This is a genomic window from Streptomyces sp. WM4235 (assembly GCF_001279725.1).
In the GTDB taxonomy this organism is placed as follows: Bacteria; Actinomycetota; Actinomycetes; order Streptomycetales; family Streptomycetaceae; genus Streptomyces.
Genome location: NZ_LGDE01000382.1, coordinates 23,400 through 35,530 on the forward strand (window position 1 = coordinate 23,400; position 12,131 = coordinate 35,530).

Annotated in this window: 13 protein-coding genes; 9 read left to right on the forward strand and 4 right to left on the reverse strand. The window is 71.5% G+C overall.

Translation table 11 applies throughout. The annotated features are described in order from the left end of the window. Positions 1-3 precede the first annotated feature (3 nt). From ADK55_RS23170 to ADK55_RS23195, 6 genes are all read left to right on the forward strand, one after another. Complete coding sequence (locus ADK55_RS23170) at positions 4-516, forward strand: MaoC family dehydratase (RefSeq protein ID WP_053681718.1); 513 nt, start codon at positions 4-6, stop codon at positions 514-516. A 4-nt stretch (positions 517-520) separates the two neighbouring features. Then, complete coding sequence (locus ADK55_RS23175; RefSeq protein WP_053681720.1) at positions 521-1,726, forward strand: acyl-CoA dehydrogenase family protein; 1,206 nt, start codon at positions 521-523, stop codon at positions 1,724-1,726. Positions 1,727-1,912: 186 nt separating this feature from the next. After that, positions 1,913-2,569, forward strand: a complete 657-nt coding sequence (locus tag ADK55_RS23180; protein ID WP_053681721.1) for a phosphatidylserine decarboxylase — start codon at positions 1,913-1,915, stop codon at positions 2,567-2,569. Between the two features lie 61 nt (positions 2,570-2,630). Next, the gene (gene pssA / locus ADK55_RS23185; protein ID WP_371591609.1) at positions 2,631-3,413 is read left to right on the forward strand and encodes a CDP-diacylglycerol--serine O-phosphatidyltransferase; all 783 of its coding nucleotides are present in this window, start codon (positions 2,631-2,633) and stop codon (positions 3,411-3,413) included. A gap of 281 nt (positions 3,414-3,694) precedes the next feature. Next, on the forward strand, positions 3,695-5,176 hold the full coding sequence (locus tag ADK55_RS23190) for an AlkA N-terminal domain-containing protein (protein WP_053681723.1): 1,482 nt from the start codon (positions 3,695-3,697) through the stop codon (positions 5,174-5,176). Positions 5,177-5,191: 15 nt separating this feature from the next. Beyond that, entirely contained in the window at positions 5,192-5,701 is a 510-nt protein-coding gene (locus ADK55_RS23195) for a methylated-DNA--[protein]-cysteine S-methyltransferase (RefSeq protein WP_053681724.1), read from the forward strand. Positions 5,702-5,726: 25 nt separating this feature from the next. Here the strand turns inward: ADK55_RS23195 and ADK55_RS23200 are convergent, their stop codons facing one another. From ADK55_RS23200 to ADK55_RS23210, 3 genes are read right to left on the reverse strand one after another with little or no spacing between them, the layout of a single operon-like run. Then, positions 5,727-6,155, reverse strand: a complete 429-nt coding sequence (locus ADK55_RS23200) for a hypothetical protein (RefSeq protein ID WP_053681725.1) — start codon at positions 6,153-6,155, stop codon at positions 5,727-5,729. Between the two features lie 45 nt (positions 6,156-6,200). Next, positions 6,201-6,701: an NUDIX domain-containing protein gene (locus ADK55_RS23205; protein ID WP_053681726.1), complete on the reverse strand. Its 501-nt coding sequence runs from the start codon at positions 6,699-6,701 to the stop codon at positions 6,201-6,203. A gap of 37 nt (positions 6,702-6,738) precedes the next feature. Continuing rightward, entirely contained in the window at positions 6,739-8,463 is a 1,725-nt protein-coding gene (locus tag ADK55_RS23210) for a BCCT family transporter (RefSeq protein WP_053681727.1), read from the reverse strand. A gap of 143 nt (positions 8,464-8,606) precedes the next feature. Here ADK55_RS23210 and ADK55_RS23215 point away from each other — a divergent pair, with 143 nt between their 5' ends. Continuing rightward, a complete protein-coding gene (locus ADK55_RS23215) occupies positions 8,607-9,755 on the forward strand; it encodes a glycerate kinase (protein ID WP_053681728.1) in 1,149 nt (382 codons plus the stop codon). A gap of 150 nt (positions 9,756-9,905) precedes the next feature. Next, complete coding sequence (locus ADK55_RS23220; protein WP_053681729.1) at positions 9,906-10,403, forward strand: GNAT family N-acetyltransferase; 498 nt, start codon at positions 9,906-9,908, stop codon at positions 10,401-10,403. Positions 10,404-10,435: 32 nt separating this feature from the next. On the opposite strand, the gene ADK55_RS23225 is transcribed toward ADK55_RS23220, so the two are convergent. Beyond that, positions 10,436-11,065: an isochorismatase family protein gene (locus ADK55_RS23225; RefSeq protein WP_078999305.1), complete on the reverse strand. Its 630-nt coding sequence runs from the start codon at positions 11,063-11,065 to the stop codon at positions 10,436-10,438. A gap of 73 nt (positions 11,066-11,138) precedes the next feature. Between ADK55_RS23225 and ADK55_RS23230 the strand changes: the two genes are divergently transcribed. Continuing rightward, positions 11,139-12,122: a GlxA family transcriptional regulator gene (locus ADK55_RS23230; protein WP_053681730.1), complete on the forward strand. Its 984-nt coding sequence runs from the start codon at positions 11,139-11,141 to the stop codon at positions 12,120-12,122. The last annotated feature ends 9 nt before the right edge of the window (positions 12,123-12,131 follow it).

Consider the following 12,131-nt stretch of genomic DNA (forward strand, 5'->3'; position numbering starts at 1 on the left):
CCCATGCAGTTCGGACGCACGTACGAAGAGTTCGAGATCGGTGCTGTCTACAAGCACTGGCCCGGGAAAACCGTCACCGAATACGACGACCACCTCTTCTGTCTGCTGACCATGAACCACCACCCGCTCCACATGGACAGCAACTACGCCGAGAACACGACCGACTTCGGCAAGAACGTCGTCGTGGGCAACTACATCTACTCCCTGCTGCTGGGCATGTCGGTCCCCGACGTCTCGGGCAAGGCCATCGCCAACCTGGAGATCGAGTCCCTGCGCCACGTGGCGCCGACCTTCCACGGCGACACCATCTACGGCGAGACCACGGTCCTCGACAAGACCCCGTCGAAGTCGAAGAACGACCGCGGGATCGTCTACGTGGAGACCAAGGGTTACAAGCAGGACGGCACCCTCGTCTGCGTCTTCCGGCGCAAGGTGATGGTTCCGACGGAGACCTACATCAAGGAGCGCGGCGGCGAGCAGCCCGGCCGGCCCACGCTGAAGGAACAGGGGAAGTAGAACCATGAGCCGACTTGCCCAGACCGCCGGCCTGACGGACGACCAGAGGGACATCCTCAAGACCGTCCGGGAGTTCGTCGACAAGGAGATCATCCCGGTCGCGACCGAGCTGGAGCACCGCGACGAGTACCCGCAGGCGATCGTCGACGGACTCAAGGAACTCGGCCTCTTCGGCCTGATGATCCCCGAGGAGTACGGCGGCCTGGGTGAGTCGCTGCTCACCTACGCGCTGTGCGTCGAGGAGATAGCGCGTGGCTGGATGTCCGTCTCGGGCATCATCAACACCCACTTCATCGTGGCGTACATGCTCAAGCAGCACGGCACGCAGGAGCAGAAGGACCACTTCCTTCCCCGCATGGCGCTGGGCGAGGTGCGCGGCGCGTTCTCGATGTCCGAGCCCGGGCTCGGCTCGGACGTGTCGGCCATCACCTCGAAGGCGGTGAAGGACGGCGACGAGTACGTCCTGAACGGCCAGAAGATGTGGCTGACGAACGGCGGCACCTCGACGCTGGTGGCCGTTCTGGTCCGAAGTGACGAAGGACACCCCGAAGGCACCGCCCCGCACAAGTCCATGACGACCTTCCTGGTCGAGAAGGAGCCGGGCTTCGGCGAGGTCCGTCCGGGCCTGACCATCCCGGGCAAGATCGACAAGATGGGCTACAAGGGCGTCGACACGACCGAGCTCATCATGGACGGACTGCGCATTCCGGCCAATCGGGTGCTTGGCGGCCAGACCGGCCGAGGGTTTTACCAAATGATGGACGGGGTCGAGGTCGGCCGCGTCAACGTGGCGGCGCGTGGTTGCGGCGTCGCCCAGCGTGCGTTCGAACTGGGTGTCTCCTATGCCCAGCAACGTCACACTTTCGGCAAGGCCATCGCCGAACACCAGGCCATCCAGTTCAAGCTCGCCGAGATGGCTACCAAGGTCGAAGCCGCCCATGCGATGATGGTCAATGCAGCACGCAAAAAGGACTCCGGGGAACGAAACGACCTCGAAGCAGGGATGGCGAAGTACCTCGCCTCCGAGTACTGCAAGGAGGTGGTGGAGGACGCCTTCCGTATCCACGGTGGGTACGGCTTCTCGAAGGAGTACGAGATCGAGCGCCTCTACCGCGAAGCGCCGATGCTCCTCATCGGCGAAGGTACGGCCGAGATCCAGAAAATGATCATCGGTCGGCGCCTGCTGGAGGAGTACCGACTCCAGGGCTGAAAGTCCCTTTCGTGGGGAATCGCGCAAAGGTTCCCCACGCAAGAGTCACTACCAGTGACCGACTTACGGCCATCGACTCGGCTTCTGGCTTGCCCAGTTGTTGCGCGCAACCGATAGCATTCCAGTAAAGCCGCCGTCCCGTCCCCCCGTTTGCGGCGCGGCAATCACCCGCTACGAAGGTCATCCATGCCCCACAGCCAAACCTCTGCACCTCGCGTCGGCCTCCTCGGTGGACGTCTCGCACGCGGAGCATCGCCGTGGCTTCTGCCGACCGTCGCCACCGCGGCGCTCAGCCTCACCCGGGCGCGCAAGTCCGGGCGCTGGGCCGCGGCGGCCGTGCCCGCCACCGCGCTCGCCGCGGGCATGCTGTGGTTCTTCCGCGACCCCGAGCGTGAGATCACGCAGGGTCGGGTCATCTCCCCCGCCGACGGTGTGGTGCAGAGCATCATGCCGTGGAAGGACGGACGGACCCGCGTCGCGATCTTCATGAGCCCGCTGAACGTCCACGTCAACCGTGCGCCCCTGGCGGGCACGGTGACGTCCGTGGAGCACATCCCCGGCGGGTTCGTCCCGGCGTTCAACAAGGAGAGCGAGAACAACGAGCGCGTCGTCTGGCACTTCGACACCGAGCTCGGCGACATCGAGATGGTGCAGATCGCCGGCGCGGTCGCGCGTCGGATCGTCCCGTACCTGCCGGCCGGCACCAAGGTGGAGCAGGGCGAACGCATCGGTCTGATCCGCTTCGGATCCCGCGTCGACATCTACCTCCCCGAGGGTGTCGAGGTCGCGGTCGAGGTCGGACAGGCCACCACCGCGGGGGTGACCCGAATTGACCGTGACTGACCCTGAGACTCCTGCCACAGGCTGGGTGCCGGAGGCCAAGGACGAGGACGACGCCGAGGACATGCCGCTCTCCCTGCGGCTGTCGATAGCGGACACCCTCACCCTCGGCAACGCGACCTGCGGCTTCATGGCGGTGTACTTCACCACCACCGGCATCCTGATCCCGCACCTCACCGGCAGCGGCGAGTCGGGCATGGCCCGCAGCAGCGCCGCCACGGCGGTGATACTGATGCTGCTCGCCGCGGTCTTCGACCTCTTCGACGGGATCGTGGCCCGCAAGCTGCGGAGCTCGCCGATGGGCGCGGAGCTGGACAACCTCTCCGACCTGATCAGCTTCGGGCTGGCACCGGCGTACTTCGTCCTCGTCTACGGCATGGTCGCCGACGACGCGGTCCAGAAGATGTCGGCGCTGGCGGCGATCGTGGTGCTGCTGGCCGTGGTGCTGCGTCTCGCGAGATTCAGCTGCGTGACGATGAAGGACGGCATGTTCCAGGGCATGCCGAGCCCCTTCGGCGCGCTGACGGTCGTCTCGATCGTGCTGCTGGAGCTGCCGTTCGTCCCGACGCTGCTGGCGATCGTCGGCGTGGCGTGGCTGATGGTGAGCCGGGTCGAGTACCCCAAGCCGCGGGGTGTCCTCGCGGTGGCGATGCTGAGTTGGATCGTCGCGGCGATGGGCCTGTTGGCCGCCTGGGCCTTCGACGCCCCCGGTGGTCAGCTGCTGCTCCAGACCGGCTGCGCGCTGCAGATCGCCATGGCGGCGACGATCCCGCTGTTCGCGACGACCCGTCGCGCGAACACGTTCCGCCACAACCGGCGCGAGGCCAGGGCCACCCAGGCTCCGTAGGCTCCACGCCGTGAAGCTGTCCGAGAGGGCCCCCGATGCCGCCGAGGCGCCGGGGGCCCTTTCCGTGTCCCCAGCGCCCTGACGGGGCCGCGGGGGGCCTTCCCGGGGCCGCCCCCGGAAGGCACCGCCGTGCTCGGGGCGCCGTGCTCGCCGGTCGGGCCCCGAGTCCGAGCCCGACACCGCCGGCTTCCCCGCGCGGGGGCCTCCCGGACGGGGGCGGGCGTAGCCTTGATGTCGGAAAACCGCCAGCCCCGCCCCGTTCGCCTCGGGATCCTGGAGCCATGTACACCGACACCGACCGCTGTGTCAGGGCCGTGCAGTCGAAGGACGCCCGCTTCGACGGCTGGTTCTTCACCGCCGTCCTCACCACCCGGATCTACTGCCGCCCCAGCTGCCCGGCCGTGCCGCCCAAGGTCGGGAACATGTCGTTCCTGCCCAGCGCGGCCGCCTGCCAGCAGGCCGGCTTCCGAGCCTGCAAGCGGTGCCGCCCCGACACCTCCCCCGGGTCCCCCGAGTGGAACGCACGCGCCGACGCCGTCGCCCGGGCCATGCGGCTCATCCAGGACGGGGTCGTCGACCGCGAGGGCGTGCCGGGGCTCGCCACCCGCCTCGGCTACTCGACGCGGCAGGTGGAGCGACAGCTCAACGCCGAGCTCGGAGCGGGGCCGCTGGCCCTGGCCCGGGCCCAGCGGGCGCAGACCGCGCGGCTGCTGATCGAGACCTCCGAGCTGCCCATGGCCGACGTCGCCTTCGCCGCCGGGTTCTCCTCGATCCGGACCTTCAACGACACCGTCCGCGAGGTCTTCGCCCTCTCCCCCAGCGAGCTGCGGGCCCGCGGCGGAAAGGCCCACCGCGACACGCCCCGGATCCCGGGGACCATAAGCCTGCGGCTGCCGTACCGGTCCCCGCTCAACCCCGACAACCTCTTCGGCCACCTCGCCGCGACCGCCGTGCCCGGGGTCGAGGAATGGCGGGCCGGCGCCTACCGCCGAACCCTGCGCCTGCCCTACGGCACCGGCGTGGTCGCCCTCACCCCGCGGCCCGACCACATCGGCTGCCAGCTGGCCCTGACCGACCTGCGCGACCTCACCCTCGCGATCAGCCGCTGCCGCCGACTGCTCGACCTGGACGCCGACCCCGAGGCCATCGACGAGCAGCTGCGGGCCGACCCGCTCCTGGCCCCCCTCGTGGACAAGGCTCCCGGGCGTCGGGTGCCCCGCACCGTCGACGCGGCCGAGTTCGCCGTACGGGCGGTCCTCGGACAGCAGGTGTCCACCGCGGCGGCCCGTACGCACGCGGCCCGGCTGGTCGTCGCGCACGGCGAGCCGGTGGCCGATCCCGACCCGGCGGGCGGCCTGACGCACCTGTTCCCCTCGCCTCAGGCGCTGGCCGGGCTGGACCCGGAGTCCCTGGCCCTGCCCCGCAGCCGCCGTACGACGCTGACCACGCTCGTGGCGGCGCTGGCGGACGGTTCGCTGCCGCTCGGCATCGACAGCGACTGGGAGCTCGCCCGGGCGCGGCTCGGCGAGCTGCCCGGGTTCGGTCCGTGGACCACCGAGGTCATCGCGATGCGGGCACTCGGCGACCCGGACGCGTTCCTGCCGTCGGACCTGGGGGTCCGGCGGGCGGCGCGGGGGCTCGGACTCCCGTCGACGCCCGCGGCGCTGACCACCCGGGCGGCCGGCTGGCGGCCCTGGCGTGCGTACGCCGTGCAGTACCTGTGGGCCACCGAGGACCACGCCATCAACCACCTGCCCGTCTGAAGGAGCCCGACCGTCATGACCAACAAGCAGCACACCGTCGTCGCGAGCCCCTACGGCCCGCTGACGCTCGTCGCCACCGACGGCGTCCTGAGCGGCCTTTACATGGTCGGGCAGCGCCACCGACCGGCCGAGGAGTCCTTCGGCGGGCGGGTCGCGCCGACCGAGGCGCCGTTCCCCGAAGTGGTGCGGCAGTTGACCGCGTACTTCGCCGGGGAGCTGAACGAGTTCACCCTGCCGCTGCGCATGGAGGGGACCGACTTCCAGCGCAGCGTGTGGGAGCAGCTGGTGCGCATCCCGTACGGCGAGACCTGGTCGTACGGGCAGCTCGCGGACAAGCTGGGCAAGCCGGGCGCCTCGCGCGCGGTGGGCCTGGCGAACGGCAGGAACCCGATCGGCATCATCGTCCCCTGCCACCGCGTCATCGGGGCCTCGGGCGGCATGACGGGCTACGGCGGCGGGGTGGAGCGCAAGGTGAAGCTGCTGGCCTTCGAGTCCGGCGCCCCCACCCAGGAGGAACTGGCCTGATCCGGTCTGATCCCGATGGCGGGCTCTAGATGACGACCAGGGGTACCAGCAGGGCGAAGCCCGCGCCGGCCTCCACCGCGTAGGCGTACAGCGAGGGGTGCTGGACGGGGGCGGCGAGCAGCACCACGCTCTGCTGCTCCCCTGCCGCGGCCACCCAGGCGGTGTCGGCGCCGAGTTTGCCCTGGTACCAGCCTTCGCAGGCGCCGGGGCCGGTGACGGCGAGGAGGTCGTCCTCGCGGCGGTAGAAGGCCTGCCAGCCCTCGGCGGGCGTCGACCAGCCCTCGAAGTCGCTGAACTCGGCCCACCCGCCGTCGCGTATCGCGCCGTCGAACATCCAGACCGGGGTCCCCTCGGGGGTGAACTCGCCGCTGGACTGGTCGTCGGTGGTGAAGTGGACCATGGGAAGGGCATCGGGACCGTCGGCCGTGCTGGGCCAGGCGTACATCGTGATCATTCGCTGAATTCTGTCCTGGTCGAAGTAGGCCTGAGGTAACGGTGGCTACGCGGTCGCCGGGCGGCGGCCGTTCTCCAGTTCGGCGGTGCTCTCGCCCGACTGCTGTACGCGGTACGCCTCTTGGGTGCGCAGGCCGAGCGATCCGAGCAGGTGGGAGGTGAGTTCGGCGGGCTCGACCAGCTTCCAGGAGATCAGTTCCTCCTCCTGGAGCCTGATCGAGGCCAACTGTCCGGCGTCCAGCACGCCCCCGTCGTAGACGTAGGCGACGATCGGCGGGCGGTCGGGGCTCACGCTCCAGTCGACGGCGAGCAGTCTGCCGAGCGGGAGGTCGAGTCCGATCTCCTCGGCGCTCTCGCGGCGGGCCGCCGTGCGCGGGGTCTCGCCGGTGTCCGACTCGATGGTGCCGCCCGGCAGGACCCAGCCCGCGCGGTAGTTCGGCTCCACGATCAGCACCCGTCCCTCGGCGTCCCGATAGAGCGCGGCGGCGGCGGCCAGCACCCGGGGCAGGCTCGCGACGTAGGTGGCGTAGGCATCGGTGGTGGTCACGCCCGCAACCCTACCCAGCCGCCGCCCGATGCGCGGATCACGCCCCGGAGGTGCCGTCTTCGCCGTCCGTACCGTCCCGCCCCTTGGACTCGGCGACCCGCTTGAGCCGCCGGTGGCCCGCCCGGCCCTGTTCGGTGACGGCGTCGCCGACCATCGCCTTGACGGCGTCGCGCATCCCGTGGAGCGGGTGCGTGCGGGCGGGGCCCGCGCCGGGGTCCTCGCGCAGTTCCCTCACCAGGGCCCAGCAGAGCAGCAACATGACGACGACGAAGGGCAGCGCGACCAGGATGGTCGCGGTCTGAAGGGACTTCAGACCGCCCGCGAGGAGCAGCGCGGCGGCCACACCGGCCATCAGGATGCCCCAGGTGACGACCAGCCAGGTGGGCGGGTTCAGGGAGCCTCGGCTGGTGAGCGACCCCATGACCAGGGAGGCGGAGTCGGCGCTGGTGACGAAGTAGGTCATGACCAGGACCATGGCCACCCAGGAGGTGACGGTGCCCAGCGGCAGCGCGTCGAGCATCGCGAAGAGCGATGCCTCCACGCCCTCCCGGACCTTGCCCGCGAGGTCGGCGGCGCCGGTGGATTCGAGCCGGATGGCGGTGCCGCCCATCACGCAGAACCAGACGACGGTGGCGCCGCTGGGCACCAGCAGGACGCCGATGAGGAATTCGCGGATGGTGCGGCCGCGCGAGATGCGGGCGATGAAAGTGCCGACGAACGGCGCCCAGGAGAGCCACCACGCCCAGTAGAAGATGGTCCACGCGCCGAGCCAGGAGCTGTCGGTGAAGGCGCCGGTCCCGGTCGCCAGGGGCAGCAGTTCGTGCAGGTAGCTTCCGACGCTCGCCGGGATCACGTCGAGGATGTAGACGGTCGGACCGAGGACGAAGACGAAGAGCATGAGGACGCCGGCGAGCACGAGGTTGATGGTGCTCAGCCACTTCACGCCCTTGTGCAGGCCGGAGAAGGCGGAGAGCACGAAGGCGGCCGACAGCGAGCCGATGATGATCAGCTGGACGGTGATCGTGTCCTCGACGCCGGCGGTGAGGTCGAGCCCCTTGGCCACCTGGAGCGCGCCGAGGCCGAGGCTGGTCGCGGTGCCGAAGACCGTGGCGAAGACGGCGAGCAGGTCGATGGTCCTGCCGAGCGGTCCGTCGGCCCGCCGCTCGCCGATCAGCGGGACGAAGGCGGAGCTGAGCCGGTTGCCGCGGCCCTTTCGGAACGTCGCGTAGGCGAGGGCGAGGCCGGCGATGCCGTAGATGGCCCAGGGGGTGAGGGTCCAGTGGAAGAAGGAGTAGTCGAGGGCCGCGCGGGCGGCGGCGCCGGTGCCGGGGGCCGCCCCGGAGGCGGGTGGCGGGTGCAGGAAGTGGGTGAGCGGCTCCCCCACGCCGTAGAACATCAGGCCGATGCCCATGCCGGCGCTGAACATCATCGCGATCCAGGACAGGTTCGTGAACTCGGGCTCGGAGTCGTCGCCGCCGAGCCTGATCCGGCCGAACCGGCCGAGGGCGAGGACGACGCACATGACGAGGAAGACGTCGGCGGCGATCACGAACAGCCAGGCGAAGTTGCCCAGGACCCAGGCGAGCGCCGTGCTCGACGCGGTGTCGAAGGAGTCCTCCCCGAGCACCGCCCACGCCACGACGGCGAGCACGGCGAGCACTCCGATCGCGACCACCTGGAGGTCGGGAGTACCGCCTCCCGGGTCGTCCGGACCCGCGCCCGAGGGATCCGGACGTGGCTGTTCCAGCGAATCGGCGCTCATGCGGCCACACTATGCAGGCGTATATACCGATTTAAGGTCATGGCGCGCCGGGTGTGGCCCAGGCCACCCATGGGCATAGGAGGATCCTCCGGATACGCTCATGGGGGCGCGACTGCACTGTTCGATAGCAAGGGATTAGCAAGGTGACGGACGGAGCAGTAACTGAGACCGCGCGCGTGCTCATCGCCGCGGACAAATTCAAGGGCTCGCTCACGGCCGTTCAGGTCGCTGAGCGGGTGACGGCGGGCCTTCGCGCCGCCGTCCCGGGCGTGGAGATCGAGACCCTCCCCGTCGCGGACGGCGGCGACGGTACGGTCGCGGCCGCCGTGGCGGCCGGTTTCGAACGCCGGGAGGTACGGGTCACCGGACCCCTCGGTGACCAGGTCACGGCGGCATTCGCGCTGCGCGACGGCACCGCGGTGGTCGAGATGGCGGAGGCCTCCGGGCTCCAACTGCTGCCCCCGGGCGTGTTCGCCGCGCTGACGGCGACCACCTACGGATCGGGTGAGCTGCTGAAGGCCGCGCTGGACGCGGGCGCCCGCTCGATCGTGTTCGGCGTGGGCGGCAGCGCCACCACCGACGGCGGCGCCGGCATGCTCGCGGCGCTGGGCGCGGTGTTCCTGGATGCGAACGGCGAACCCGTCGGTCCGGGCGGCGGCGCGCTGGCTTCGCTCGCCTCGGCGGACCTGTCCGGCGTCGACCCGCGCTTCGCGGACGTGGACTTCGTCCTCGCCAGCGACGTGGACAACCCGCTGACGGGCCCGAAGGGCGCGCCCGCGGTCTACGGCCCGCAGAAGGGCGCCTCGCCCGAGGACGTGGCGACGCTCGACGCGGCGCTGGCGCACTTCGCGGTCGTGCTGGAGAAGTCGATCGGCCCGAAGGCCGCCGAGTGCGCGGTGCTGCCGGGCGCGGGCGGCGCGGGCGGCATCGGCTACGGGGCGCTGCTCCTCGGTGCGACGTTCCGTCCCGGCATCGAGCTGATGCTGGAGGTGCTCGGCTTCGCGCCGGCCCTGGAGCGGGCCACGCTGGTCATCACCGGCGAGGGTTCGCTGGACGAGCAGACCCTGCACGGCAAGGCCCCGGCCGGGGTGGCGGCGGCGGCGCGCGCGGCGGGCAAGGAGGTCGTCGCGGTGTGCGGGCGGCTGCTGCTGGAGCAGGAGGCCCTCCGGGCCGCCGGCATCCGGCGGGCGTACCCGCTGACGGAGATCGAGCCCGACCCCGCGAAGTGCATCGCGAACGCCGGTCCCCTGCTGGAGCGGGTCGCGGCCAACATCGCCGCCGACGTGCTCTGACACCTCCGACGGACACACGACAGGCCCGGCCCCCGACCGACGTCCGGGGGCCGGGCCTGCGGCGTTCGCGGGGCCGGGGCCGCGGCGTTCGCGGGCACCGTCGCGCACCGTGCGGTACCGGCCGGTCGGCCCGGCTGGTAGGCAGGGCCCGTGACCACACTGCTGACCGCGCGGCTGCTGCTCGCGCCCCTGGACCGGGCCTCGGCCGAACACCTCGCGTCCGGGAGCCCCCGGCCGGACGACCGGTGGGGGCCCGGGTATCCGGAGGAGGCGGATCGGGCGGGGGCGGAGCGGTTCCTGCGACTGCTCTCCGAACGCGGCGATCCGGGGCCGTTCGGCGCGTACGAGATACGGGGCCGCGACGACGGCGTGGCGATCGGCGGGGCCGGGTTCCACGGGCCGCCGAACGCGGCCGGACGGGTCACCGTCGGTTTCGGGCTGATCCCCGCGGCCCGGGGCCGCGGTCATGCCGCCGAGGCGCTGCGCGCCCTGCTGGACCATGCCCGTTCGCACGGCGCCCGCGGGGTGGACGGGGACACCGACCGGGAGAACGCGGCCTCCGGGCGGGTGCTGGCCGCCGCCGGGATGCGGTTCCTACGGGACGACGGCCGGCTGCGTCACTACGCGGTGACCTGGGCCGATCGCTGACCCCACCGGCCCGGGACCCACCCGCGCCCCGGCTACGCGGTGACCGCGCCCCGGACCGCGGAGAGGAGCCGGGCGGTGGTGGTCACGCGGGCGAACCCGCCGCCGTGGAGGTTGACGGCCGTGGCGGTGGCCAACGCGTCGGCGGTCAGGCTCAGGCCGTCCGGGCCTTCGAGATCGAAGGTGTGCGTGGCGTCGAGGGGGACGAGTACCTCGTAGCCGAGGTTGCCGCCCACCCGGGCGGTGGTCTCGACGCACATGTTGGTCTGGATCCCGACGACGACGATCCCGCCGATGCCCTGGGCTTCGAGCCAGCGCGCCAGGTCCGGGGTGCCGTGGAACGAGGAGTTCACCGTCTTGGTGACCAGCAGGGCGGCCGTGTCCCGGCGGTCCCGGACGAAGTCCTTGAACGCGTGGCCGGGCTGGTCCTCGGCCAGGACGGAACCGGGGAGCACCGATGTGTGCCGGACCAGGACCAGGGGGCGGCCCGTCTCCTGCCAGGCGTCCATCAGGGCGGCGATGTTGGCCTCGGCCTCCGGGTTGTTCCGCGGGCCCCAGAAGGACGCGTCGTCGAAGCCGCGCTGGACGTCGACGACCACCAGCGCGGTGTTGTCGGCGATCTCGATCGCGGGGTCGTTCGGGTTCGGGTTCTCGTTCGTCGTCATGGCCCCATCCTGTGCGGCGGGCGCCGGACCCGACAGGAGCACCGCGGACCCGAACCGATGGGATCCTGCCACAATGGCAGTCATGCACCGGATCGCGATCGTCTGTCAGCCCGGCATCCGCGCCTTCGACCTGGCCGTCATCACCGAGGTCTGGGGGCCCGACCGCAGCCGCGCCGGCGTCCCGCGCTTCGAGCTGCGGCGCTGCGCCCTGGACACCGGGCCGATCTCCCTGCCCGGCGGGCTGACGCTGGCGCCCGACCGGGGCCTGGACTGGCTGGCCCGCGCCGACCTGGTCGTCGTACCGGCGCTGTCCGAGCCCTGCGACCCGACCCCCGAGCCCGTGTTGGCGGCGCTGCGGGAGGCCCACGCGCGGGGTGTGCCGGTGGCCTCGCTCTGTGCCGGTGCCTTCATCCTCGCCGAGGCCGGGTTGTTGGAGGGGCGCAGGGCCGTGACCCACTGGTGGCTCGCCCCCCGGTTGGCCGAGCGCCATCCAGGGGTGCTGGTCGAGGACGCCCCCCTCTTCGTGGAGGACTCGGGCATCTGGACGTCCGCCGGGGTGGCCTCCGGCATCGACCTGTGCCTGCACCTGGTCCGGGAGGCGCACGGCTCGGAGGTCGCCGCGGCCATCGCCCGGTCCATGGTGACGGGGCCCTTCCGCACCGGGGACCACGCCCAGTACCTGGACCGGCCCACCCCCGCGGCGGACCGTACCGCCGAGGCGCTGGCCGCCGTGCGCGAACGGGCCCTGCGCCATCTGCACGAGCCCCTGGACGTCGCCACGCTGGCGCGCTGGGCCGGCATGTCGCCCCGCTCCTTCGCCCGGCACTTCGCGGCCGGCACGGGCACCACCCCGCACAAGTGGCTCCTCCATCACCGCCTGGACGAGGCCCGCAAACTGCTGGAACGCACCGACCACCCGGTGTCGGAGGTGGCCCGGCGGGCCGGGTTCTCCGGTGAGGTGAACTTCCGCCAACGGTTCACGGCGCACGTCGGCATGAGTCCGCGTGCGTACCGCGCGGAAGCCGCCGCCACCCCCAAACCGCGGCGACAGTGTTAGAAATGGCTC